The organism is Micromonospora antibiotica, assembly GCF_017599305.1.
GTDB classification, from domain to species: Bacteria; Actinomycetota; Actinomycetes; order Mycobacteriales; family Micromonosporaceae; genus Micromonospora; species Micromonospora antibiotica.
Window position 1 is genome coordinate 17,950 of sequence record NZ_JAGFWR010000031.1, and the last position, 25,140, is coordinate 43,089.

19 protein-coding genes and 1 pseudogene are annotated in these 25,140 nt (G+C 73.7%); 14 read left to right on the forward strand and 6 right to left on the reverse strand.

Features of this window, described 5'->3' with window-relative positions; translation table 11 throughout:
- Window positions 1-232: 232 nt before the first annotated feature.
- Complete coding sequence (locus JQN83_RS29615; protein ID WP_208570440.1) at window positions 233-1,270, forward strand: cobalamin biosynthesis protein; 1,038 nt, start codon at window positions 233-235, stop codon at window positions 1,268-1,270.
- Window positions 1,267-2,811: a cobyric acid synthase gene (locus JQN83_RS29620; RefSeq protein ID WP_208570441.1), complete on the forward strand. Its 1,545-nt coding sequence runs from the start codon at window positions 1,267-1,269 to the stop codon at window positions 2,809-2,811. The genes JQN83_RS29615 and JQN83_RS29620 overlap by 4 nt, the downstream gene beginning before the upstream one ends.
- Window positions 2,812-2,945: 134 nt before the next feature.
- Here the strand turns inward: JQN83_RS29620 and JQN83_RS29625 are convergent, their stop codons facing one another.
- Window positions 2,946-3,347 carry a rhodanese-like domain-containing protein gene (locus JQN83_RS29625; protein ID WP_208570481.1) on the reverse strand — a complete coding sequence of 134 codons (402 nt, stop codon included), beginning with the start codon at window positions 3,345-3,347 and terminating at the stop codon, window positions 2,946-2,948.
- Between JQN83_RS29625 and JQN83_RS29630 the strand changes: the two are divergent.
- From JQN83_RS29630 to JQN83_RS29645, 4 genes and pseudogenes are all read left to right on the forward strand, one after another.
- Window positions 3,282-4,110 (forward strand): annotated as a pseudogene (locus JQN83_RS29630) (uridine kinase family protein). The gene JQN83_RS29625 and the pseudogene JQN83_RS29630 sit on opposite strands and share 66 nt — an antisense overlap.
- 125 nt (window positions 4,111-4,235) lie before the next feature.
- Window positions 4,236-5,588 (forward strand): dipeptidase, encoded by a 1,353-nt coding sequence (locus JQN83_RS29635; protein WP_208570482.1) that lies wholly within the window; start codon window positions 4,236-4,238, stop codon window positions 5,586-5,588.
- Window positions 5,589-5,666: 78 nt separating this feature from the next.
- Window positions 5,667-5,873, forward strand: coding sequence for a hypothetical protein (locus JQN83_RS29640; protein ID WP_208570443.1), 207 nt, complete (start codon window positions 5,667-5,669; stop codon window positions 5,871-5,873).
- Window positions 5,874-5,976: 103 nt separating this feature from the next.
- Window positions 5,977-7,596, forward strand: a complete 1,620-nt coding sequence (locus tag JQN83_RS29645) for an ATP-dependent DNA ligase (RefSeq protein WP_244253481.1) — start codon at window positions 5,977-5,979, stop codon at window positions 7,594-7,596.
- 23 nt (window positions 7,597-7,619) lie between these two features.
- Here the strand turns inward: JQN83_RS29645 and JQN83_RS29650 are convergent, their stop codons facing one another.
- Window positions 7,620-8,354, reverse strand: a complete 735-nt coding sequence (locus tag JQN83_RS29650) for a hypothetical protein (protein ID WP_208570445.1) — start codon at window positions 8,352-8,354, stop codon at window positions 7,620-7,622.
- Window positions 8,355-8,921: 567 nt separating this feature from the next.
- Window positions 8,922-9,737 carry an SURF1 family cytochrome oxidase biogenesis protein gene (locus JQN83_RS29655; RefSeq protein ID WP_307799890.1) on the reverse strand — a complete coding sequence of 272 codons (816 nt, stop codon included), beginning with the start codon at window positions 9,735-9,737 and terminating at the stop codon, window positions 8,922-8,924.
- A 179-nt stretch (window positions 9,738-9,916) separates the two neighbouring features.
- On the opposite strand from JQN83_RS29655, the gene JQN83_RS29660 reads away from it, so the two are divergent.
- A complete protein-coding gene (locus tag JQN83_RS29660) occupies window positions 9,917-11,293 on the forward strand; it encodes a cobyrinic acid a,c-diamide synthase CobB (RefSeq protein WP_208570446.1) in 1,377 nt (458 codons plus the stop codon).
- A gap of 58 nt (window positions 11,294-11,351) precedes the next feature.
- Here JQN83_RS29660 and JQN83_RS29665 read toward each other — a convergent pair whose 3' ends face one another.
- Window positions 11,352-13,484, reverse strand: a complete 2,133-nt coding sequence (locus JQN83_RS29665; RefSeq protein WP_208570447.1) for a transglycosylase domain-containing protein — start codon at window positions 13,482-13,484, stop codon at window positions 11,352-11,354.
- 136 nt (window positions 13,485-13,620) lie between these two features.
- Between JQN83_RS29665 and cobC the strand changes: the two genes are divergently transcribed.
- From cobC to cobA, 3 genes are read left to right on the forward strand one after another with little or no spacing between them, the layout of a single operon-like run.
- The gene (gene cobC, locus JQN83_RS29670) at window positions 13,621-14,757 is read left to right on the forward strand and encodes an Rv2231c family histidinol phosphate aminotransferase CobC (protein WP_208570448.1); all 1,137 of its coding nucleotides are present in this window, start codon (window positions 13,621-13,623) and stop codon (window positions 14,755-14,757) included.
- Window positions 14,757-15,863 (forward strand): nicotinate-nucleotide--dimethylbenzimidazole phosphoribosyltransferase, encoded by a 1,107-nt coding sequence (gene cobT, locus JQN83_RS29675; RefSeq protein WP_208570484.1) that lies wholly within the window; start codon window positions 14,757-14,759, stop codon window positions 15,861-15,863. The genes cobC and cobT overlap by 1 nt, the downstream gene beginning before the upstream one ends.
- Complete coding sequence (cobA, locus tag JQN83_RS29680) at window positions 15,860-17,167, forward strand: uroporphyrinogen-III C-methyltransferase (RefSeq protein WP_208570449.1); 1,308 nt, start codon at window positions 15,860-15,862, stop codon at window positions 17,165-17,167. Before cobT ends, cobA begins: the two co-directional genes overlap by 4 nt.
- 98 nt (window positions 17,168-17,265) lie before the next feature.
- Here the strand turns inward: cobA and otsB are convergent, their stop codons facing one another.
- Both otsB and JQN83_RS29690 read right to left on the reverse strand, forming a co-directional pair.
- Window positions 17,266-19,827, reverse strand: a complete 2,562-nt coding sequence (otsB, locus tag JQN83_RS29685; protein ID WP_208570485.1) for a trehalose-phosphatase — start codon at window positions 19,825-19,827, stop codon at window positions 17,266-17,268.
- Window positions 19,828-19,868: 41 nt separating this feature from the next.
- Entirely contained in the window at window positions 19,869-21,269 is a 1,401-nt protein-coding gene (locus JQN83_RS29690) for an alpha,alpha-trehalose-phosphate synthase (UDP-forming) (RefSeq protein ID WP_208570450.1), read from the reverse strand.
- Between the two features lie 325 nt (window positions 21,270-21,594).
- On the opposite strand from JQN83_RS29690, the gene ettA reads away from it, so the two are divergent.
- The 4 genes from ettA (at window position 21,595) to JQN83_RS29710 (ending at window position 25,125) form a co-directional block, all read left to right on the forward strand.
- The gene (gene ettA, locus JQN83_RS29695; RefSeq protein WP_208570451.1) at window positions 21,595-23,271 is read left to right on the forward strand and encodes an energy-dependent translational throttle protein EttA; all 1,677 of its coding nucleotides are present in this window, start codon (window positions 21,595-21,597) and stop codon (window positions 23,269-23,271) included.
- A 2-nt stretch (window positions 23,272-23,273) separates the two neighbouring features.
- Entirely contained in the window at window positions 23,274-23,720 is a 447-nt protein-coding gene (locus JQN83_RS29700) for an acyl-CoA thioesterase (RefSeq protein WP_208570452.1), read from the forward strand.
- Window positions 23,693-24,412: a DUF8185 domain-containing protein gene (locus JQN83_RS29705; protein ID WP_208570453.1), complete on the forward strand. Its 720-nt coding sequence runs from the start codon at window positions 23,693-23,695 to the stop codon at window positions 24,410-24,412. Before JQN83_RS29700 ends, JQN83_RS29705 begins: the two co-directional genes overlap by 28 nt.
- A 131-nt stretch (window positions 24,413-24,543) precedes the next feature.
- A complete protein-coding gene (locus JQN83_RS29710) occupies window positions 24,544-25,125 on the forward strand; it encodes a type III secretion system chaperone family protein (RefSeq protein WP_208570454.1) in 582 nt (193 codons plus the stop codon).
- Window positions 25,126-25,140 lie beyond the last annotated feature (15 nt).

Consider the following 25,140-nt stretch of genomic DNA (forward strand, 5'->3'; position numbering starts at 1 on the left):
GGTCCGGTGGCGCGGGCCGGTCGGGTGGTGCGGTGGCGACGCCGGGCGAGGTGGCCCTCGGTCCGGCGGGTCGGGCCCGACGTGGCCGGGGCCGGGTGCCGGCCCCCGCCTGAGCCGCCGACCCGCGCCGGGGAAGGGGCGCGGGTCGCGGTGCGTACGAACGGGGGCGGGGTGGCGACGGCGACGTGGCCACCCCGCGTACGACTAGGCTGGCCGGCCGGAGGTGGTGCGGGTGGGGCGGCGCACAGCGGCGGCGGACGCGGTCGGCCTGGTGGCCGGGTACGCGCTGGACAGCCTGCTCGGCGATCCACGGCGCTGGCATCCGGTGGCCGGTTTCGGTCGGGCCGCCGGTGCCCTGGAACGTCGGGTCTACCGCGCCGATCGTCGGGCGGGAACGGTCTTCACCGCCGTGGCCGTGGGTGCGCCGGTGCTGCTCGGTGCGGTCGCCAGCCGGGCCACCCGGCGACACCCGGTGGCCCGGGCCCTGGTCGTGGCCGCCGGCACCTGGACCGTGCTCGGCGGTCGGACCCTGCGCCACGAGGCGACGGTGATGGGCACCGCCCTGCGCGCCGGTGACCTGCCGACGGCCCGGCACCGGCTCGGACACCTCTGCGGCCGGGACCCGTCCCGGCTCGACGAGAGCGAGTTGGCCCGCGCCACCGTCGAGTCGGTCGCCGAGAACACCTCCGACGCGGTGGTAGCCCCGCTGGTCTGGGGTGCCCTCGCCGGGCTGCCCGGCCTGCTCGGCTACCGGGCGGCCAACACCCTCGACGCGATGGTCGGGCACCGCTCACCCCGCTACGCCCGGTTCGGCACCCCGGCCGCCCGGCTCGACGACCTGCTCAACCTGGTGCCGGCCCGACTGACCGGGCTGCTCACCGTCGCCGCCGCGCCCACCGTGCACGGCGACCGGGAGCGGGCCTGGCAGGTCTGGCGACGGGACCGCCACGACCATCCCAGCCCCAACGCCGGGCAGTGCGAGGCGGCCATGGCCGGCGCGCTGGGCGTCCGGCTGGGTGGCCGCAACGTCTACTTCGGGCGGTCCGAGGTGCGACCGTTCCTCGGTGACGGCCCACGCCCCGAGGCCCGGCACCTGAAACGGGCCGGCCGGCTGTCCGGGACGGTCGGCCTGGCCGCCCTCGCGCTGGCCGCCGCCTGGCCGTTGACCGGCCGCCCGCTGACCACCGCCGCCGGCCGCACCCTGCTGCGTCGACCGGCCCGGCAGATCGTCGCCCGTCTCGGCACCGCCAGCCGGGTGAGCGGACGGTGAGCGGAGGGCTGCTCGTCGCGGGCACCACCTCCGACGCGGGAAAGAGCGTGCTGACCGCCGGCATCTGCCGCTGGTTGCACCGGCAGGGGGTCGCCGTCGCGCCGTTCAAGGCGCAGAACATGTCGAACAACTCCGCCGTGGTGGTCGGCCCCGACGGACGCGGCGGCGAGATCGGTCGGGCCCAGGCGATGCAGGCCGCCGCCTGTGGCCTCACCCCCGACCTGCGGTTCAACCCGGTGCTGCTCAAGCCGGGCAGCGACCTGGCCAGTCAGGTGGTGCTGCTCGGGGAGGCCGTCGACACGGTCACCGCCGGCAACTTCCGTACCCTGCGACCCAGGCTCGCCGAGACGGCGTACGCGGCTCTGGCCGAACTGCGGGCAACGTACGACGTGGTGATCTGTGAGGGGGCCGGTAGTCCCGCCGAGATCAACCTGCGGGCCGGCGACTACGTCAACATGGGGCTCGCCCGGCACGCCGGTCTGCCCACCATCGTGGTCGGTGACATCGACCGGGGCGGCGTGTTCGCCTCGATGTTCGGCACGGTCGCCCTGCTCGACCCCGCCGACCAGGCGCTGATCGCCGGCTTCGTGATCAACAAGTTCCGGGGTGATCTCGGCCTGCTCCGCCCCGGGCTCGACATGCTGCACCGGGTGACCGGCCGGCCCACCTACGGGGTGCTGCCCTGGCAGCTCGACCTGTGGCTCGACGCCGAGGACTCGCTGGCCTACGGGCGGGTGCTCGGCCGGCCCGCCGCCCCGTACGGCACCGAATGGCTCGACGTCGCGGTGGTCCGGCTGCCCCGGATCAGCAACGCCACCGACGTGGAGGCCCTCGCCACCGAGCCGGGGGTCCGGGTCCGGCTCACCGTCGAACCCGCCGAGCTGGCCGCCGCCGACCTGGTCGTCCTGCCCGGCTCCAAGTCCACCGTCGCCGACCTGGCCTGGCTGCGGGAGACCGGGCTCGCCGAGGCGGTCACCGCGCACGCCGCCGCCGGCCGGCCGCTGCTCGGTATCTGCGGCGGGTTCCAGATGCTGGCCACAGCCATCCACGACCCGGTGGAGAGCCGGCAGGGCAGCGTCCCCGGCCTGGGCCTGCTGCCCATCGAGATCACCTTCGATCCGGGCAAGACCGTCCGGCCCGCCGTCGGCACCGCCGCACCCGACGTCCCGGTGCGCGGCTACGAGATCCACCACGGGTTCGTCTCCGCCGCCGATCCGGCGCTGCCCCCGCTGCTGCACCACGCCGACGGCCGTCCCGAAGGTGCCCGGCTCGGCGCGGTGCACGGCACCCACTGGCACGGTGCGTTCGAGTCCGACGGGTTCCGCCGCCGCTTCCTCACCGAGGTGGCCCGGTCGGCCGGGCGGCACGGCTTCACGGTCGCACCCGACACCAGCTTCGCCGCCGCCCGCGAACGCTCCCTCGACCTGCTCGGTGACCTGGTCGAGGAGCACCTGGACACGGCCGCGCTGTGGCGGCTCGTCGAGACCGGCACCCCCGCCGGCCTCCCGTTCATCCCACCCGGCGCACCACCGACGAACTGACCGTCCCGCCCGCACCGGGCCGGTCGCGGCGACCGTGCCGCCCGTGGCCCGGCCACCGGCGGGTCGTCAGAGCCGGACGTCGGCGGCCCCCGCCGGGCACCTTCCAGAGGTGGGCCTCGCCGTTGCCGGCCCGCTCAGAGCCGGACGTCGGCGGGGCGGTCGGACAGGGGCAGCCCCGCCTCCCGCCACGCCTGCACACCGCCCGTCATGTCGGTGGCGTTGCGCAGGCCCAACGCCTGGAGGCTGGCCGCCGCCAGGCTGGAGCTGTAGCCGTGCCGGCACACCACCACGATCTCCCGGTCGTAGCCGGTCGACTCGGGGATGCGCCAGTCGCTGGCCGGGTCCAGCCGCCACTCCAGCACTGTCCGGTCGATGACGATCGCGCCGGGCAGTTCCCCCTGCTCGCGGCGTTGACCCTCGGTACGCGTGTCGACCAGCAGCGCACCCGCCCGTACCGCCTCGACCGTCTGTTGAGGACTCAGCCGCCGCAGCCCGGCTCGGGCCTGTTCCAGCAGGGCGTCCACACCGGGACTCATCACGTCATTGAGCACGTCCAGATCATGCCCCGGCCCCCGCACCCCCGCCTGACGAACAGCACTCCCCACGGCGGAACCAGGCTCACGGGGGACACCCGCTAGCGTCACCGGTGTGACGGTGGCCCTGGTGGAGGCGTACGCGACGCTGGCCCGCCGGGTGCTCGGCGGACCCGCCCGGTTGGGGCGTACCCGACTGGTGGCCGTCGACGGGCCCAGCGGCGCGGGCAAGAGCGTGTTCACCGCGCGCCTCGCGGACGCCCTGGCCGCCCTGCCCGACGGCGGGCGGCCACCGGTGGTGCACACCGACGACCTGCTCGACGGCTGGGACGACCAGTTCACCTTCTGGGCCCGGCTGGAGCGACGGGTGCTCGCCCCGCTGCGGGCCGGCCGACCGGGGTCCTACCAGCGGTACAGCTGGGTGCGGCGGGCGTTCCTGCCCCGCGCGGTGCCGGTGCCGGTCGTGCCGGTGCTGCTGGTGGAGGGGGTGAGCGCGGCGCGGGCGGCGATCCGGCCGGAGCTGACCCTGTCGGTGCAGGTCACCGCCCCGGCCGGGCTGCGGCTGCGCCGCGCGCTGGACCGGGACGGGGTGCAGCTCCTGCCGGAGCTGCGGCGCTGGCACGCCGGGGAGCAGGCCCACTTCGCCGCCGACCGGACGGCCGCCGCCGTGGACCTGGTGGTCGACGGGGCACCGACGCTGCCGCACGACCGGGACCACTACTACGTCCGCCGCCCGCCACCCGTCACCCCGGTCGACCCGGCCTGACTCCGTTGACCCCGGTCTGACGCCCGTGCAGGGGACGGCCGCGCGGCCCGGCCGCTGCCGGTTCCGGCTCGCCGGGTACCTCCCGGTAAGGCCGGCATACGATGCCGGTCATGACCTCACCGATCATGTCCGAGTCCGAGGTACGGGCCGCCGTCGCGCGGGAGCTGCCCGGTGTCCGTGCCGACCTCGAACGCCTCGTCCGCATCCCCGGCATCGCGTTCGAGGGCTTCGACCACTCGCACGTCGAGCGCTCCGCCGAGGCGGTCGCCGAGTTGCTGCGCGGCTGCGACCTCGACGTGCGGATCGTGCGGTCGGGCGGCCAACCCGCCGTGATCGGGACGAGGGCCGCCCCGCCCGGCGCACCCACCGTGCTGATGTACGCCCACCACGACGTCCAGCCCGTCGGCGACCTGTCGCTGTGGGAGTCCGAGCCGTTCGAGCCGGTCGAGCGGGACGGCCGCCTCTACGGGCGCGGCGCGGCCGACGACAAGGCCGGCATCATGGCGCACGTCGCCGCCCTGCGCGCCTTCGGTGACCGGCTCCCGGTCGGCGTGGTGCTGTTCATCGAGGGTGAGGAGGAGTACGGCTCCGACTCGCTGGAGCGGCTGCTCGCCGAGCACCGGGAGGAGATCGCCTCGGACGTCATCGTGATCGCCGACTCCACCAACTGGGACGTGGGCGTACCGGCCCTGACCACCTCGCTGCGCGGCGTGGTCAACCTGTTCGTCGAGCTGCGCACCCTGGACCACGCGGTGCACAGCGGCATGTTCGGCGGTGCCGTGCCGGATGCGCTGACCGCGCTGGTGCGCCTGCTGGCGACCCTGCACGACGATGCCGGAGACGTGGCCGTCGCGGGCCTGACCAGCCGGACCGGTGCCGCCGTCGACTATCCGCAGGACCGGTTCCGGGCCGAGGCCGGGCTGGTCGAGGGGGTGTCGCTGATCGGCAGCGGCCGGATCACCGACCGGCTCTGGACGAGGCCGGCGTTGGCCGTGCTCGGCATCGACGCCCCGGCCACCGGTGAGGCACCGAACGCGCTGGTCCCGGCGGCGAAGGCCAAGCTGAGCGTACGGCTGGCGCCGGGTGACGACCCCAAGCGGGCGTACGACGCGGTGTGTGCCCATCTGGAGCAGCACGCCCCGTGGGGTGCCCGGGTGGCGGTGACCCTGGAGCACGACGGCGACCCGTGTGTCATCGACGCGTCGGGGCCGATGTTCGACGCGGCCCGCGCGGCGTTCCGGGCCGCCTGGGACGGCACCGAGCCGGTGGACATCGGCGTCGGCGGTTCGATCCCGTTCATCGCCACCTTCCAGGAGATGTTCCCGCAGGCGGCGATCCTGGTCACCGGGGTGGAGGACCCGCACGCGCGGGCGCACGGCCCGAACGAGAGCCTGCACCTCGGTGAGTTCGCCCGGGTCTGCCTGGCCGAGGCGCTGTTGCTGGCCGGGGTGGCCGAGCAGGGGCGGCAGGCCGGTTAGGCCGCGGAACCACAAATTTCGGGGTCGTTGTCGGAGTTTGCGGCGTGTCGGACGGCAGCCTGGTATAGCCTTTCGAACATGCGTACGAACGACGTGATGACGCGGCTGGAAGCCGCCGTGAGCGCTCTGGGAGACGTCGACGTCTCCGCGTGGCCCGAGGACACGCTCAAGGAACAGCTCGGCGAGCTTTCGGCGGTGTTGGTCGCCCTGGACGGGGTGTTGTCCCGGGTCGCCGACGGCGTCCGCGCCCGGGGTCTGCGCATCGAGGAGCCCGTCTCGGCCTGAGCCGTGGTCCGGGTGGTCACACCCGGTGCCGTTGGGGAGGACGGCCCGATCGGGACGACCCGGGTACGGCAATACCCGGGTGATGTCGGGGGTGGCTGGCAGGATGAGGTGCGTGCGGTTCCTCGACCTGGCAGCCACCTCCGCGGCCGTCGCGGCCACCTCCGGCCGACGCGCCAAGGTGGAGTTGCTGGCTGGCGCGCTGCGGGCGCTCGACCCGTCCGAGGTGTCGGTCGGCTCCGGCTATCTCGCCGGTGAGCTGCGCCAGCGGCAGACCGGCGTGGGCTGGGCCAGCCTGCGCGAGCTGCCGCCACCGGCCGCCGAGCCGACCCTGACCGTGACCGCTGTCGACGCGGCGATCGACGAGATCGCCGCCGTGCACGGCCCCGGTTCCCAGGCCCGCCGCCGGCACCTGCTCGCCGCCCTCCTGGGTGCCGCCACCGCCGACGAGCAGCGGCTGCTGGTCGACCTGTTCCGTGGCGAGCTGCGCCAGGGCGCCCAGACGGGCCTGCTCGCCGACGCCATCGCCCGGGCCGCCGAGGTGCCGGTGACAGCGGTCCGCCGCGCCCTGCTGCTCGCCGGTGACCTGCGGGCCGTCGCGCTGGCCGCCCGCACCGGCGGGGCCGCCGCGCTGGCCGGGTTCGGGCTCCAGGTGGGCCGGCCGCTCGCGCCGATGCTGGCCCAGAGCGCACCCTCGGTCGATGCCGCGCTCCAGGCCACCGGGGTCCCGGCGGTGGTCGACGTGAAACTCGACGGCATCCGCATCCAGGTGCACCGCAACGGCGACGACGTCGCGGTCTTCACCCGCAGCCTCGACGAGATCACCGACCGGGTGCCTGGCGTGGTGGCCGCCGTGCGTGCGTTGCCGGCCCGGGAGCTGGTGCTCGACGGCGAGGCGATCGGGTTGGACACCGCCGGCCGTCCGTTGCCGTTCCCGCAGACCTCCAGCCGGGCGGCCCGCCGGGCCACCGCCACCGCTGCGACCTCCGCCGACGGTGCCACTGCCGCCGACGGTGCCCCCGCCGCCAGCGCTGCGGCCGACGTGGCCCCGCTGGCCGAGGCGACCGCGCTCACGCCGTACTTCTTCGATCTGCTGCACCTCGACGGCGACGACCTGATCGACCTGCCCGGCCGGCAGCGGTGGGCCCGGCTCGCCGACGTGGTCGACGGGTCGCTGCTGGTCGGTCGGGTCGAGGTCGACGATCCCGAGCAGGCCGGCGCGGCGTTCGCCGCCGCGCTCGACGCCGGTCAGGAGGGGGTGGTGGTCAAGTCGCCGGACGCCCCCTACGACGCCGGGCGCCGGGGCACGGCCTGGGTCAAGGTCAAGCCCCGGCACACCCTCGACCTGGTCGTGCTGGCGGTGGAGTGGGGCAGCGGCCGGCGGGAGGGCTGGCTGTCCAACCTCCATCTCGGCGCGAGGGACCCGCGCACCGGTGAGTTCGTCATGCTCGGCAAGACCTTCAAGGGGCTCACCGACGAGTTGCTGCGCTGGCAGACCGAACGCTTCCTCGGGCTGGCCGTGGAGCGCGGCGACTGGGTGGTGCGGGTCCGCCCCGAGCAGGTGGTCGAGATCGCCTTCGACGGGGTGCTCGCCAGCACCCGCTACCCGGGCGGGGTGGCGCTGCGGTTCGCCCGGGTGCTGCGTTACCGCGACGACAAGTCGGCTGCCGAGGCCGACACCATCGACACGGTCCGGGCACTGCACGCCGGCCGGCTCACCGGCTGAGCCGCACCCGGTGGGACGGTCGGTCAGAGCGTGGACAGCGACCGGGCGTAGTTGACCTGGTTGTTGATCTGCTGGACCTGTGTTTGGTCGACGACCGGGATGCGGGCCACGTACTGGTGTCCGCCGTTGGTCACCGTCACCTGCACGGTGCCGTGGTGCCGCGTCTCCTTGATCAGCAGGAAGAGCAGGCTGAAGATGGTCAGGCAGAAGAAGCCGAGGATGGCGCAGACGATCGCCCAACTGGCGATCTTCTCCTCCCGCTGCCAGTAGTCGGCCACGTACCAGGTGGCGCCGGCCAGGGGCAGCACGCCGGTCGGGGTGCGGATCACCGGCGGGGTGACCATGATCTCGCCGATCTGCACCGCCACCGGCTGCTGACCACCCATCGCCCCCGGCAGCGGCGGGGTGAAGTGCGGCGGGTACGGCCCCGGCTGGCCCATCGAGGCGGCGTACGGGTCGACCCCGGCCGGTGCCGGGAACGGTGCCGATGACGTGGAGAACTGGGCCGGTGGGGCCGAGAACTGGTCTGGCGATGCGGAGAACTGGGCGGGCGGGGCCGAGTACGGTCCGCCGCCCATCGACGGGGTGGAGAGGTCGACCGGCACCGCCGGGGGAGGTGCGGCCGGGAACGGGGCCGTGGGAGGTGTCTGCTGCGCCGGGGCCGGGGGCACGTCCGGCGACGGCGCCCAGGGATCGTAGGCGGGGTTCGCCGGCGTGGGCGGATCGGACGGGTACGACGGGGCGGGGTCGGAGGTCACCGCGACACCTCACGCGCGTTGAACATCCTGCGGACCATACAGCGTCCGGCGTCGCCCCGTGTTCCGGCGTCGCCCCGTGTTCCGGCGTCGCCCCGTGTTGCGGCGCGCAGCCCGGTGTTCCGGCGTTGCCCCGGTGTTCCGGCGTTGCCCGGTGTTTCGGCGTGGTGCCGGCCTGTCGGCCCGGCCGGGTAGATGCCTGTCGTGCGTCCTTTCGAGGTGATGACGAGAACGAGTCAGTCCGACCGGGGCGTGGTGGGCCGAGTCGCGCGGTCCCGGCAGTCGGCCGGTTGATGCTGTGACGTCATCAGCTCGAAAGGACGCGCACCCATGATGCGCCGCCCCCGGCTGGTGCCAGGTCCGCCAGCGGTGGGGCGGCGCGGGTCGGCTGGGACCCGCACGGTCCGTCCGGCGGAACCGACCTGGTCGGCCGAGCCTGGTCGGCAGTGGAGCGTCGGGTGTTGCGCGAGCGGGCCGTTCAGCGGGGATGGCGGCCAGGCGGAGGTGCCGGTCCGGCGGAGGTGCCGGTCCGGCGGAGGTGCCGGTTCGGCGAAAGTGCCGGCCGGGCGGTCAGGCGGGCGTGACGGGTTCGGCGGCCCGGTCGACGGGCGGCTTCGGGGCGTCCAGGCCGGCGGCGCGGCGGGCCTCCCGCCGGGCCACCCAGCCGTAACCGAAGAGCGTCATCGCGGCGAACAACCACCACTGGACGACGTAGCCGAAGTTCTGCCAGTTGTTGGTGTGCCCGATCGGCACCGCCCGGAACGTCGGGTCGTTCGCCGGGGTCTGCTCGTCGAGCAGCAGGTACGCCCCGTGCAGCGGGTACGGCAACTCCCGGGCCAGCTTGTCCACGGTCACCCGGCGGGTCTCCAACCGGCCCTCGCGCCGGTCCACCCCGTTGCCGCCGCTCTCGGTGGGGTGCACCCGGCCGACGACGGTCACCGTGCCGGTCGGCAGTGCCGGCACCTCGGGCATCGCCAGCGCGCCGCCGGGTGCCGGGGGGACCCAACCCCGGTCGACCAGCACCGCCGTGCCGTCGTCGAGCACCAGCGGGGCGAGCACCTCGAAACCGACCCTGCTCTCCACCGTCCGGCCCCGGACCAGGACGACGTTCCCGGCGTCGAACCGGCCGCTGACGGTGACCCGGCTCCATTCGTCCTGCTCGGCGGGGGCTGGGCCGACCGTGCCCGCGCCGCCGGTCGGGGCGGGCAGCGTCGACCGTAGCGGTGCGGGGGTGCCCGCGGTGCCGGCGTCGATGCGTTCGTTGACGGCGGTGCGCTCCCGGTAGCGGTCCAGCTGCCAGTTGCCGAGCAGCACCATGACGGCGGCGGCGACCAGGGTCAGCGCGAGGATGCCCAGCCAGCGTGGGGTCAGCAGGAACCGGTACACAGCACGAGGCTACCCGTATGACCGGGGCCACCCTCCGCGACGGCCCGGGACCGGCCCGGGTGGCACCGGATCGGCGGTCCCACCTGTTGATGCGGGCGGGTATGGTCACGCGAGCGGATCGCCGCCGGTGTTCCTGGCGGCCGTCCGGGTCACCGTCCGTCACCACCGAGGAGTCGATGATGACTGCCGTGCCGCGCCTCGTGTTCAGCGCGCCGTCCTCCGGTCACGGCACCAATGCGCTCTCCGTCGGCCTGCTGGCGGCGCTGGCCGACCGGGGGCTCGACGTCGCCGGTTTCAAGGTCGGCCCGGACCACGTGGACGCCGCGTACCTCGGCCTGGCGGCCGGCCGTCCCGGTCGTAACCTCGACCCCCGGCTGATCGGGGCCGACCGCCTCGGGCCGCTCTTCGCCCACGGCGCGCAGGGTGCCGCGTTGGCCCTGGTCCAGGGCACCATGGGGCTGTACGACTCGGTCGCCGGCCGCCCCGAGGCGGAGTCCACCGCCGCGGTCGCGACCGCCCTGCGCAGCCCCGTCGTGCTGGTGGTCGACGTGGCGGCGATGGGGCAGTCGGTGGCGGCCCTGGTGCACGGTTTCCGCTCGTACGACGAGCAGCTCTGGTTGGGTGGGGTGATCCTCACCCAGGTCGCCTCCGGCCGGCACGAGTCCATGCTGCGGGAGGCGCTCGACGATGTCGGGGTGCCGGTCTACGGGGCGTTGCGCCGCCACGAGCTGCCCCCGGTGCTGCCTGCGCGCCGGCACGGCGTGGTGCCGGTCCTCGCCCGCGACGCCGAGGCGACCCGGGCGGTCCGCCGGCTCGGTGAGGCGGTCGCCGGCACGGTCGATCTGGAGCGCCTGCTCGCGCTGGCCCGCTCGGCTCCGGCGCTGTCCGTCGCGGCCTGGTCGCCGGCCACCGGGACCCCGGTGGCGGACGCGCCGGTGGTGGCGCTGGCCGGGGGGCCCGGTGGCAGCTACGGCCACCCGGAGACCGCCGAGCTGCTGCGGGCCGTCGGGGCGCAGGTGGTCACCGTCGACCCGCTGCGTGACGAGGCGCTGCCCGCCGGGACCCGTGCGCTGGTCGTCGGGGGTGCGCTACCCGAGTCGTACGCGCGGGACCTGTCGGCCAACCGGCGGCTCTGCATCGCGGTGGCCGAGCTGGCCCGTACCGGCCGCCCGGTGCTCGCCGAGGGCACCGGCCTGCTGTGGCTGGCCCGGGAACTGGACGGGTTGCCGATGTGCGGGGTGCTGGACGCGATCGGCGCGAGCCGGGACGGTCTGGTGGTGGGCTACCGGGAGGCGACCGCCCAGTCCGACAGCGTGGTCGCCCGGGCGGGTGCGACGGTGGTGGGCTACAAGCAGCACGGCGCGGTGCTCACCCCCCGGTCCGGGCCACGGGCGGCCTGGAGCTGGGAGGGTGGCACGCCCGAGGGTTTCGTCTGGCGGGGGGTGCACGCCTCCCAGCTCGGCCTGCACTGGGTGGCGTACCCCGAGATCGCGACCCGGTTGGTGACGGCGGCGGCGCTGCCGTCGCCGGTCGAGGGCGTCGCCGCCCCAGCCTGACCGGCCCGGTCGGCCCCACGGACCGGCCCGACCGGGACTGCCGCCGTCGGCCCGGGTTTCAGCCGACGATGGCGTCCGACGGTGGGGTGAACTGGCGGGTCGGGGTGCCCTTGAGACCGTCGCGCAGGGTCTGGGCGACCGCGTTGACCGGCACCTGGGACTGCCCGTCGCCGACGGCGTTGAACGGGTTGTCCGGGTCGGCGATGAAGCTCGCCGCCGCCAGTTCCGGGGTGTAGCCGACGAACCAGGCCGACCGGGTGCTGTCCGTGGTGCCGGTCTTGCCGGCGACCGGACGGCCCACCGTGCGGCGGACGCTGTCCGCCGTCGACCAGCCGCCGCAGGTGCCCTTGGCCGGGGTGTCGCCGGTGGGGCAGCGGGCGGCGTCGGTGGCGGCGCGGGCCGCGTCGGCGTTGACCACCTGCCGGCAGCGGGGCTTGGCAACCTCCCGTTCGATGCCACCGGCGGTCCGGTACGTGGCCGGGGTGCCGTCCCGGTTGGTGATCGAGTTGACCGGCATCGCCTCGCAGTACCGGCCGTCGGCGGCGATCGCGGCGTACGCGTTGGCCATCTCCAGCGGGGTGGCGTCGGAGACGCCCAGGGTGAACGCGCCCCACTTCTTGGCCTTCGCCGGTGACGCCTGCTCCTTGTCGACGTCGGTACGCCAGCGCAGGCCCAGCTGCTCCGCCAGGTGCACCCCCCGGTCCGCGCCGATCTTCTCCTCCAGCTGGACGAAGTAGGTGTTCACCGACTTGCCGAACCCGGACCACATGGTCTGCCGGCCGGTCATCGCCCCGCTGGCGTTGGACGGCGCCCACCCGTCGTAGACGGCCGACTTGTACCGGTACGGCGAGTCGAACGCGGTGGACAGCGGCATCCCGGCGTCCAGGGCGGCCAGCATCGGGAACATCTTGAACGTCGAGCCGGCCTGGTAGCCCGGGAGGGTGCCGCCGCCGAGCAGCGGGGCGACCGTGTTCGGGTAGTTCGCCTTCATCTTCGGATCGGCCTCGGGGTTCGAGCTGGGTCCGTTCTCGCTGACGTCCAGGGAGTACGTCCGGTTCACCGCCATCGCCTTGATCCGTCCGGTGCCCGGTTCGGCGACCACGATCCCGTTGGCGAAGGGACTGTCGACGCGGTCCTTCGCACCGACGTTCTTCTCGGCGGCGGCCTGCACCTTGGGATCGAGGCTCAGCACGATCCGGTAGCCGCCCCGGCGCAGCTTGTCCATCCGCTCCAGCCGGTTCTCCCCGAACGCGGGCTGCGCGCTCCACCAGTTCTTCACGTAGTCGCAGGCGAAGCCCCAGGTGTTGTACTTGTTGGGGATCGCGGCGCAGTCGTTGGCGGGGGTGGTGGGTCGGGTCCGGATGGGTTCGCTCTTGGCCACCGCGGCGGCGTCCGGGGACAGGTAGCCGAGCTGGGTCATCTTGTCGAGCACGTAGTTGCGCCGGCCGGTGGCCTCCTTCTGGTCCGAGCTGAGCGGGTCGTACTCGGAGGGGGACTTGACCAGGCCGGCGAGGGTGGCCGCCTCGACGGGGGTGAGGGTGGCCGGGGTCTTGGAGAAGAAGATCTGCGCCGCCGCGTAGATGCCGTACGCCCGGTGGCCGAAGTACGCCGAGTTGAGGTAGCGCTCCAGGATCTGCTCCTTGGTCAGCTCCTTCTCGATGTCCAGCGCCATCCGCATCTCCTTGACCTTGCGCAGGCTGGTCTGCTGGGTGGCCTCCTGGACCTCCTGCGGCGTCTGTGCGCTGTCCCGTAGCGCCATCCGGACGTACTGCATGGTCAGGGTGGAGGCACCCTGGGAGACGCCGCTGGAGCGGGCGTTGGCCACGAAGGCACGGGCCACGCCCTTCGGGTCGACGCCCGAGTGCTGGTAGAAGCGGTTGTCCTCGGCGGCGACGATGGCCTGCTGGATGTTCGGCGACATGTCCGACAACTTGGTGTACTGCCGGTACTCCTCGTAGAACATCGTCAGGATCGTCGTGCCGTCCGGCGCGTAGAGGTAGGACGTCTCGGCGGGCAGGGCGGTGCGCAGGATGTTCGTCTTGTGCTCCACGGCGTGCGCGGTGGCCTTGGCGCCCAGGCCGGTCACGGCGGCCAGCGGGTACGCCACGGCGGCGAGCACGACGCCGGCGATCAGCCCGGCGCGGAGGAGGGGAACGGAACGGCCTGCGGCGGAAAGGGGTCGATTGCTCACCTGGTCAAGTTATGACATTTCCGAATCATCCATGAGAAGAACTCGTGAACGCCTCCGAGGTGCGGCCCCACGCCGTGATGTGGCCCACGCCGGGATCGGCTGTCCCCCGCGCCGGCTTCCCGGCAGGATCGCGGTCATGCGTGGGCAATCGACCGGCACCGAGCCGCCGACCGGCCCGGGGCCCGTCGTTCCCGGGCCGTCCGCCGGGACCGGGCCGTCCGCCGGGACCGAGCCGGATCTCGCGCACCACGGGGACGCGGAGGCCACCCCCGGCCTGGTCGATCTGGCCGTCAACGTGCGCCGCGACCCGATGCCGGACTGGCTGGCCGGCCCGCTCACCGCCGCCCTCGCCGACCTGGCCGGCTACCCCGACCCCCGGGAGGCCCGGGCCGCCGTCGCCGCCCGGCACGGCCGCCCACCGGCGGAGGTGCTGCTCACCGCCGGTGCCGCGGAGGGCTTCGTGCTGCTCGCCCGCGCCCTGGGCGGGGTACGCCGGCCGGTGGTGGTGCACCCGCAGTTCACCGAGCCGGAGGCTGCGCTGCGGGCCGCCGGGCACCGGGTCGAGCGGGTGCTGCTCGACCCGGACGACGACTTCCGGCTCGACCCGGCCCGGGTGCCGGCCGACGCCGACCTGGTCATGATCGGCAACCCGACCAACCCGACCTCGGTGCTGCACCCCGCCGCCGACCTGGCCGCCCTGGCCCGGCCCGGCCGGGTGCTCGTCGTCGACGAGGCGTTCGCCGACACCACAGGCGTACCCGGCGTCGAGGGTGAGCCGGAGTCGCTCGCCACCCGCCGCGACCTGCCCGGCCTGGTGGTGGTGCGCAGCCTCACCAAGACCTGGGGCCTGGCCGGCCTGCGGATCGGCTACCTGCTGGGTGAGGCCGCGCTGCTGACGCGGCTGGCCGCCGTCCAGCCGCTCTGGGCCGTCTCCACCCCGGCGCTGGCCGCCGCCACCGCCGTCGCGTCCCCGACCGGGGTCGCCGCCGAGCGCGCCATCGCCGCCCGGCTCGCCGTCGACCGCGATCACCTGGTGCGCCGCCTGTCGGCCCTGCCCGGGGTACGCGTCGTGGGCCGACCGGCCAGCGCCTTCGTCCTGATCCACCGCCCCGGGGCCGACCGGTTGCGCCAGGTGCTGCGCGAGCGCGGGTGGGCCGTCCGACGCGGTGACACCTTCCCCGGGCTGGGGCCGGACTGGCTGCGGATCGCCGTCCGCGACCCGGCGACCACCGACGCGTTCATCGAGGTACTGAGGGAGATCCTGGAGGCATGATGCTGGAGACGACGATCGCGGCGATCGGTCCGCTGGACGGGTCGGCGATGACCGCAGCCCGGGACCTCCAGGCCCGGCTGACCAAGCCGGCCGGCTCACTCGGCGCCCTGGAGGAGCTGTCCGTACGCCTGGCCGGCCTGGCCGGGGCCTGCCCACCGCCGCTGCCCGAACCGGCGGCGGTGGCGATCTTCGCCGGTGACCACGGTGTGCACGCCCAGCGGGTCACCCCGTGGCCGCAGGAGGTCACCGCCCAGATGATCGGGAACTTCCTGGCCGGCGGGGCGGTGGTCAACGCGTTCGCCCGACAGGCCGGCGCCTCGGTCACCGTGGTCGACGTCGGCGTGGCCGCGCCGCTGCCGTTCCCGCCCGCCGACGCCGCGCCCGCCGACGTGCCCGCCCCGACCGGCACCACCCTGGCACCGCCGCGTCTGCTCGACGCGAACGTACGGCGGGGCACCCGGGACATGACGGTCACCGCCGCGCTCACCCGGGACGAGGCGCGGGCGGCGGTGGAGGTCGGCATCCGGGTCGCCGGTGAGCTGCTCGACGCCGGGGCGGGCGTGCTGATCACCGGCGACATGGGGATCGCCAACACCACGCCGGCCGCCGCGCTGATCGCCGCGTTCACCGGGGTGGACCCGGCCGAGGCGACCGGCCGGGGCACCGGGGTGGACGACGAGACGTACCGACGCAAGGTCGGCGTGGTGCGCGCGGCGCTGGACCGGCACCGGCCCGACCCGGCCGACCCGCTGGGGGTGCTGGCCGCCGTCGGTGGCCTGGAGCACGCGGCGCTGACCGGGCTGATCCTCGGCGCGGCGGCCCGCCGGGTGCCGGTGCTGCTCGACGGGGTGATCGCGGTCAGTGCCGCGCTCGCCGCCGCCGCCCTCGCCCCCGACGCGGTCGGCGCGATGGTCGCCGGGCACCGCTCCGCCGAGCCGGGCGCCACCGTGGCGCTGCGGCACCTCGGTCTCGACCCGCTGGTCGACCTCGGGCTGCGCCTCGGCGAGGGCACCGGCGCGCTGCTGGCCCTGCCGGTGGTCACCGGAGCGGTCCGGGTACTGCACGAGGTGGCGACATTCGACGCGGCGGGGGTTTCCGAGAAGTGAGCACCAACCCGTACCCCCTCGGCCTGCGGCTCGCCGGACGCCGGGTGGTCGTGGTGGGCGGCGGCGCCGTGGCCAGCCGCCGGGTGCCCGCCCTGCTGGATGCCGGCGCGGACGTCCTGCTGGTCGCCCCCGAGGTGACCCCGGCCCTGCAAGCGCACGTCGACGCCGGACGGTTGCACTGGCGGCCGCGCCGGTTCGCCCCCGACGACCTCGACGGGGCGTGGCTGGTGCAGGTCGCGGTGGACGATCCGCTCGCCGCCGCCTCGGTCAGCGCCGTCGCCGCCGAACGGCGGATCTTCTGCGTCCGCGCCGACGACCGGACGGCGGCCACCGCGTGGACCCCGGCGGTCACCCGGCACGGGCCGGTGACGGTGGCCGTGCTGGGCGGCGGGGACCCGCACCGGGCGATGGGGGTCCGGGACGCCGTCCGGGAGCTGCTCGCCGCCCGGACGGGCCCGCTCGTCGACCCCGGGGAGGTCGACCCGGGCGAACCGGTGGCGGACGCGCCCCTCGCGGGCCCGCCGGAGCCGACGCCGGCCGGGTCCGGCGACGCCGCCGCGACCCGTCCGGGTGGCCCGGTCGGTCGGGTGTCGCTGGTCGGCGCGGGACCGGGCGACCCGGAGCTGATCACCGTGAAGGGGTGGCGGCTGCTCACCGAGGCTGAGGTGGTGGTCGCCGACCGGCTGGTGCCCGGGTTGCTCCTGGACGAGTTGCGCCCCGACGTCGAGCTGGTCGACGCCGCGAAGATCCCCTACGGGCCGTCCCGCGCCCAGGAGGAGATCAACCGGATCCTGGTCGACCGGGCGCTCGCCGGCAAGGTCGTGGTACGCCTCAAGGGTGGCGACCCGTACGTCTTCGGGCGTGGCGGGGAGGAGTTGCTGGCCTGCGCGGAAGCCGGCGTACCGGTGACCGTGGTGCCCGGGGTGACCAGCGCCGTGGCCGTGCCGGCGTCGGTCGGTGTCCCGGTCACCCACCGGGCGGTGGCGCACGAGTTCACGGTGGTCTCCGGCCACGTCGCCCCGGACTCGCCGGTCTCCCTGGTGCGCTGGGAGGCCCTCGCCGGCCTGCGGGGCACCCTGGTGGTGCTGATGGGGCTCAAGAACCTGGCCGCCATCGCCGACACCCTGACCCGGCACGGCCGGGACGCGGCCACCCCGGTCGCGGTGATCCAGGAGGGCACCACGGGTGGTCAGCGCAGCCTGCGGTCGACCCTTGGCACGGTGGCGGCCGACGTGGTCGCGGCGGGGCTGCGGCCCCCGGCCATCGTGGTGATCGGCGACGTGGTCGACGCCCTCGCCACCTGACCCCGCCCGCCGGGCCACGGGGGTGATCGACCCCCGTTCGCGAAGGTGGCGGTGTCCCCGCCCGGGGACACCGCCACCTGGCGACCAGATGAGTCGATCTACTGCTTGAGCATGTTGTCCAGCAGCAGGGCGCAGCGGATCAGCCCGAGGTGGCTGTACGCCTGCGGGTGGTTGCCCAGCCCCCGCTCGGCCAGCGGGTCGTACTGCTCGGGGAGCAGCCCGGTCGGGCCGGCGGTGTCGACCATCTGGGCGAACAGCTCCTCGGCGTCGGTACGCCGACCGGTGCGCAGGTACGCCTCGATCAGCCACGCCGTGCAGATGTGGAAGCCGCCCTCGCGGCCCGGCAGACCGTCGTCCCAGTGGTAGCGGTAGACGACCGGGCCGCTACGCAGATCCGCCTCGATCTTGAGCACGGTGGAGAGGAAGCGCGGGTCGTCGCCCGGGAGCAGGCCGGACAGCCCGATCCAGAGCGAGGAGGCGTCCATGTCCTCGTCGCCGTACGCGACGCTGTACGCCTCGACCTCCTCGTGCCAGCCGTTCTCCAGCACGTTGGCGCCGATCCGGTCGCGCAGCTCCACCCACTCCGGCCGGTCCTCACCGTCGTGCTGACGCACCACGTGCAGGGCCCGGTCGACGGTCATCCAGCACATCACCTTGGAGAAGATGTGGTGCCGGGGTGGGAGGCGGGCCTCCCAGATACCGTGGTCGGGCTCGTGCCAGCGGCGCCGGACCGCCTCGACCATGTTGTCCAGCACCCGCCACTCGTCGTCGCGGACCGAACCGCGGGCGTCGGCGACGGCCGCGATCAGGTCGGCGATCGGGCCGAAGACGTCCAGTTGGAGCTGGTGGTTGGCGAGGTTGCCGACCCGGACCGGCCGGGAGCCGGCGTACCCGGGCAGGGTGTCGATGACCGCCTCGGCACCCAGCTCGTAGCCGTCCACCGTGTAGAGCGGGTGCAGCCGCTCGGGGTGCCCGCCGGTGCGCTCGATGCAGCCGTCGACCCAGCGCAGCAGCGCCTCGGCCTCCTCGATCGAGCCGAGGTCGACCAGGGCCCGCGCGGTCATCGCCGCGTCGCGCAGCCAGCAGTACCGGTAGTCCCAGTTGCGGACGCCGCCCAGCTCCTCCGGCAGCGAGGTGGTCGCCGCCGCCAGGATCGAGCCGGTCGCCTCGTGGCAGAGCCCGCGCAGGGTGAGCGCGCTGCGGGCGACCAGGTCCCGGGCGGTGGCGGGCAGCCGCAGCGAGGCCACCCAGTCCTTCCAGGGCTGCTCGGCCTTGGCCTGCCGGTCGTGGACGGCGACCGCGTGGTCCTCCAGGCTGTGCGTGCCGAAGCGCAGCTCCAGCACCACCTGGCCGCCGGTGGCGGAGAGGTCGACCACGGCGTGCGCGGTCTCGTAGCCGCCGTCGTTGCGGACCTGCCAGGTCACCCCGGGGGAGTAGAGCGCCACGGGTTCGTTGGAGCCGAGCACCAGCAGGCCGTCGTCCGACGGCTGGAGCTGGGTGGCGACCTGACCGAACTCCGGGCGGGGGGCGAACTCGATGCGGGCCCGGCCGGAGCCGGTGAGCACCCGGACGAGGGTGGAGTCGCCGGTGATGACGGCCGGGCCGTCCGGGGTGGTCTCCCGGGCCGGCAGGTCCAGCCAGTCGGTGACGGTGAGCCCCGACCAGCGGGTCTCCACGGTCATCGTGCCGTTGCGGTAGCGCTGGCCCAGCGGGATGCCGCCGCGCTCCGGCCCGACGGTGAAGTGCCCGGCCGGGCTGCCGCCGACCAGGTCGGCGAAGATCGCCGCCGAGTCGGGCTTGGGGTGGCAGAGCCAGCTGACCTTGGCCTCGGGGGTGAGCAGCGCGACGGTACGCCCGTTGGCCAGCATCGAGTGCCGTTCGATCGGCACCGCCCGCTCGCCGAAGAGCCAGTGCCGTCGGGTCTCCAGCAGCAGGCCGAGCGCCCGGGCCGCCTCGATCGGTTCGGCCACCCGGTAGTGCGCCTGGGTGTCCCCGGGGCCGATCTTGATGCCGAGGTCGGGGCCGCGCAGGGTGCCGAAGGCGTTCTCGTCGGTGACGTCGTCGCCGATGAAGAGCACCGCACTGGCCGAGAGCTGGGTGCGGAGCTGGTCGACCGCGGTGCCCTTGTGGGTGGCGACCACCGACAGCTCGATGACCTCCTTGCCCTGGGTGACGGTGACGTCGTCCCACTTCGCGGGCCCGTTGCGGACGGCCTCGACGGCGGCGGCGGCGACCTGCGGGTCGACCCCGCGGGTGTGCACCGCGACGCTGGCCGGCTTGCGTTCCAGCCGTACCCCCGGGTGGGCCTGGGCGATCTCACGCAGCGCGTCGCGCAGCCGGGTGCGGACCGCGACCAGCTCGGGGGAGAGCCGCTCGACGAAGCCGATGTCGAATTCGGAGCCGTGGCTGCCGACGAGGTGGATCTCGTTGGGCAGCCGGGACAGCGCGGCCAGGTCGCGCAGTGCGCGCCCGGAGACCACCGCGACGGTGGTCTGCGGCAGCGCGGCCAGCGCCCGGACGGCGGCGACCGACTCGGGCAGCGGCACCGCCTTGCTCGGGTCCTCGACGATCGGCGCGAGCGTGCCGTCGTAGTCGCAGGCGACCAGGAGCTGTGGTACGCGGGCGATGCGTCCGATCGCGGCGAGCAGCTCCGGGTCCATCGTCCCGGCGGCGGGGGTGATGATCTCGGCGGTGGGGGCGTTCACTCGGCCTCCGTCCCCGGTGCGCCCAACTCGGTCAGAAAGGACTTCGCCCAGTGCCCCACATCGTGGGTGCGCAGATGACGTTGCATGATCCGCATGCGTCTGCGGGCCTCCGGCTTCTCTACGTGTACAGCCCGCAGGAGGGCGTCCTTGACGGCGTCGGGGTCGTGCGGATTGCACAGGAACGCCTGACGCAGCTCGGTGGCCGCGCCGGCGAATTCGCTGAGCACGAGCGCACCGCCCTGGTCGGCGCGCGATGCGACGTACTCCTTGGCCACCAGGTTCATTCCGTCTCGCAGCGGGGTCACCATCATCACGTCGGCCGCGACGTACATCGCGGCCAGTTCGGAGCGACTGTACGACTGATGCAGATAATGCACCGCAGGCACGCCGACCCTGCCGAATTCGCCATTAATCCGACCAACCTCGCGTTCCACCTTGACCCGAAGTGCCTGGTAGTGCTCCACGCGCTCGCGGCTGGGCGTGGCGACCTGCACCATAACCGCGTCCGGAACTGTCAACTTTCCGTCAGAGAGGAGTTCCCGGAAGGCCTTGAGGCGGAGTTCGATCCCCTTGGTGTAGTCGAGCCGGTCGACGCCCAGGATGATCGTCTTCGGGTTGCCCAGCTCCTCGCGGATCTGCTTGGCGCGGGCCTGGATCGCCGGGTCCTCGGCCAGCCGCTCCATCTCCTTGGTCTCGATGGAGATCGGGAAGGCGCCCGCCTTCACCTGCCGCCCGTCGACCTGGATCATCTGGCCCTCGTAGCGCAGCCCGAGCAGGTGCCGGGCCAGCCGGACGAAGTTCTGCGCCGCCAACCGCTGCTGGAAACCGACCAGGTCGCTGCCGAGCAGACCGCGCAGGATCTCGGTACGGAACGGCATCTGCATGAACAGCTCGATCGGCGGGAACGGGATGTGCAGGAAGAAGCCGATCTTGAGATCCGGCCGCAGCTCGCGCAGCATCGCCGGGACCAGTTGGAGCTGGTAGTCCTGCACCCAGACCGTCGCGCCCTCGGCCGCGACGTCCGCCGCCGCCTCCGCGAACCGGGCGTTCACCAGCCGGTACGCCTCCCGCCAGCGACGCTTGTAGGCGGGGGTCTCGACCGCGTCGTGATAGAGCGGCCAGATGGTCGCGTTGGACTGGCCCTCGTAGTAGCGTTCCAACTCCTCGGCGCTCAACGGCACCGGATGCAGGCGGATGCCCTCCAGGTCGAACGGCTCCGGGGCGGCGCCGGTGCCACCGGCCCAGCCCACCCAGGTGCCCCGGTGCTCGGCCAGGACGGGGTGCAGCGCGGTGACCAGCCCACCCGGGCTGCGTCGCCACTGCCGCCCCTCGGGTGTGCTCACCTCGTCGACCGGCAGTCGGTTGGCCACAACGACAAAGGAGCTACGGACGGTCACGATCGGCCACCTCCGGGTGCTGACGGGTCCACCGCGATGAGCGTACTGAGCGTAGCTGCGGCATCTGGGACCCCGTGCCGGAGTTACCTACCCTTCCCACGCCCGCTGAACCCGTACCGTGATCTTGTCAACATCACCAGCTCAGCGGTAGCGAAAGTGACGAGGACCCGACCTGGCGGGGTGATGTGGGCGCGGCGGGCCGTACCTGTCAGGATTGACGGTGGCGTGCGCGTGGCCGGCCCCCGGCCGGCGGCGGCGGGCGAAGTCGCAGCCCGCGCCGCGCCGCCGTCCAAGGCGACAGCAATCGACGGAGGTAGCCCGCACCGTGGCCCAGTTCATCTACGTCCTGGAAAAGGCGCGCAAGGCGCACGGCGACAAGGTCGTGCTCGACAACGTGACGCTGAACTTCCTGCCGGGGGCCAAGATCGGTGTGGTCGGCCCGAACGGCGCCGGTAAGTCCAGCCTGCTGAAGATCATGGCAGGGCTCGACAAGCCGAGTAACGGCGAGGCCCGGCTGATGCCCGGCTACACCGTCGGCATGCTCGCCCAGGAGCCCCCGCTCAACGACAGCAAGACCGTGCTCGGCAACGTCGAGGAGGCGGTCGCCGAGACCAAGGCCAAGCTGGACCGGTTCAACGCCATCGCCGAGCAGATGGCCACCGACTACTCCGACGAGCTGATGGAGGAGATGGGTCGGCTCCAGGAGGAGCTGGACCACCTCGACGCCTGGGACGTCGACTCCAAGCTCGAACTGGCCATGGACGCGCTGCGCTGCCCGCCGCCGGACGCCGACGTCACCCAGCTCTCCGGTGGGGAGCGTCGCCGGGTCGCCCTGTGCAAGCTGCTGCTGGAGGCCCCCGACCTGCTGCTGCTCGACGAGCCCACCAACCACCTCGACGCGGAGAGCGTCTCCTGGTTGGAACAGCACCTGGCCAAGTACGCGGGCACCGTCATGGCGATCACCCACGACCGGTACTTCCTCGACAACGTGGCCAACTGGATCCTGGAGCTGGACCGCGGCCGGACCTACCCGTACGAGGGCAACTACTCCACCTACCTGGAGAAGAAGGCCGCCCGGCTGGCCGTCGAGGGTCGCCGCGACGCCAAGATGAAGAAGCGGCTCACCGAGGAGTTGGAGTGGGTCCGCTCCAACGCCAAGGCCCGGCAGACCAAGTCCAAGGCCCGCCTGGACCGCTACGACGAGATGGCCAGCGAGGCGGAGAAGACCCGCAAGCTGGACTTCGAGGAGATCCAGATCCCGCCGGGCCCGCGCCTGGGCAGCACGGTGATCGAGGCCAACCACCTCAGCAAGGGCTTCGGCGACCGGCTGCTGATCGACGACCTGTCCTTCTCGCTGCCGCGCAACGGCATCGTCGGCATCATCGGCCCGAACGGCGTCGGCAAGACCACCCTGTTCAAGACGATCGTCGGGCTGGAGCAGCCGACCGGCGGCGAGGTCCGGGTGGGCCCCACCGTCTCCCTGTCGTACGTCGACCAGAACCGGCAGGGCCTCGACGGCGACAAGACGGTGTGGGAGGTCGTCTCCGACGGGCTCGACTACCTGATGGTGGGCAAGGTCGAGATGCCGTCCCGGGCGTACATCGCCGCCTTCGGGTTCAAGGGACCCGACCAGCAGAAGCCGACCAAGGTGCTCTCCGGTGGCGAGCGCAACCGGCTCAACCTGGCGCTCACCCTCAAGATCGGCGGCAACGTCATCCTGCTCGACGAGCCGACCAACGACCTGGACGTCGAGACGCTGTCCAGCCTGGAGAACGCGCTGCTGGAATTCCCCGGGTGCGCCGTGGTCATCTCCCACGACCGGATGTTCCTCGACCGGGTCGCCACCCACATCCTGGCCTGGGAGGGCGACGACGAGAACCCGTCGAAGTGGTTCTGGTTCGAGGGCAACTTCGACGCGTACGAGAAGAACAAGATCGACCGGCTCGGCGCCGAGGCGGCCCGCCCGCACCGGGTGACCTACCGCAAGCTGACCCGCGACTGAGCATGGCGGACCGTTTCGTCTACCACTGCACCCTGCGCTGGTCCGACCTGGACGCGTACGGCCACGTCAACAACTCGCGCTTCCTCACCCTGTACGAGGAGGCGCGGGTGGCGTTGATGTTCGCTGGCGGCAAGGCGTGGGGGGTCGGCTCGTTCGCCGACGGGGTCGTCATCCGCCGGCACGAGGTCGACTACCTGCGCCCGGTCGACTACGCGCTCGGCCGGGCCACCGCCCAGGCCGCGCCGACCGTCCGGATCGAACTGTGGGTGGAGCGCATCCGGGCCGCCTCGTTCACCGTCGCCTACGAGCTGTACGACGGTGAGGTGCTGGCCAGCACCGCCCGCTCGGTGCTGGTCCCGTTCGACCTGGTCGAGAAGCGGCCCCGGCGGATCAGCGACGACGAACGGGCCTTCCTGGAGTCGTGGGCGCTGACCGACGGGGCGGCGTGAACGGCGGGCCCACCGTCCGACCCGGGCACGGGCTGGCCGGTGCCGCCGACGCGGGAGCCTTCCTGGCCCGGCTGGTGCGCCTCGACCCGGCTGCGGTGGTCCGGTTACGCCCGCTGCCCGACGTCGGCCGTACCGCCCTCTGGGCCCGGTTGCCGTGGGACGTGCTGGTGGTCCGGACGGTGGCCGGCCTGGCCCCCGCCGACGTGACCGTGGTGGCGGCCGAGTTGCTGGCCCGGTTGGCGGCGGCCGACGCCGCGTTGCCTCCCGGCCGCGACGACCGGTGGCGCTGGCCGTTGCCGCCGGGGGCGAGTCGACCGGTCGAGGTGCTGCCCGCGGCCGGGTTGCGGCGGATCGCCGAAGCGGCGGCCGGCACCCTGCGCACGGCCGCCACCGAGGGGGTACGCGGCCGCGCGGTGGGGCAGCGGGTGCTGCGCGACGCGTTGCTCGACCACGTCGCGGTGACCGTCACGCCGGACGCCGACCCCACCGAGCCGGTGGAGGTGACCCAGCGGTTGGTGCAGGGTGTGGTCCGGATGGGCTTCCTCGGCCCGGCCGAGGTGACCGGGGCGCAGGAGGTCCAGGTGCGGGTGGCGGGCCGGTGGGTCGGCCTGGTGGGACCATATGGAGCCGCCTGGTCGCGGAAAGTTTCGGATCTCGCAATTCGTCCGGCACGGGATCAGCCGAAAGTATGACCCCGGCTCATTCTTCCGGGTTGGTGCTGCCGTTGGGGGGGTGTCTCAACCCGGCTGTCCGGGTACCGTCCATCCTCGGATCCAACGCACCGTAGGCGATTGGATCCGCTGGGGAGTGAGGTGCGCGAGCGATGCCGTGGTGGTCATGGCGCCCTGGTCCCGCCGCTGGCGGCGACACGGAAACTCGAAGCGGGATCTCGGTGGACAGCCCCCGGGTGGGGCCACCGGCTCCCCGCCAACCGGCGGAGGACTGCCCCAACACCGAGCGGCCCGTGGTGACCGACCGACCCGTCTCCGTGGCACCGGTCACCCTGGCCCGGGTGTGCGACGCACTCGACCTGCTCGACGTGCGTTACCTCGCCGACGGCGACGGCAACCTGCTGGCCATGTGGGAGCGGCACGCGGTGCTGGTCACCCTCGAAGGCCCGGAGGACGAGATCCTGGTGATGCGGGCCCGTCCGCACGCGACCGTCCCGCCGGACTGGGCCGACCGGGCCTACCGGGTGGTCAACGAGTGGAACCACACCCGCCGGTTCTGCAAGGCCTACATCGGTGACCCGACCGAGCGCGGCCAGTTGCCCATCTACGCCGAGTTGCAGGTGCCGCTCGGTGCCGGGGCACACGACGCGTTGCTGGTGGAGATGCTGGACTGCGGGGCGGCCGTGGCCACCACCTTCGTCGACTGGCTGCACGACGAGGGTGCCCTGCTCTGACGGGCGACCGGAGGA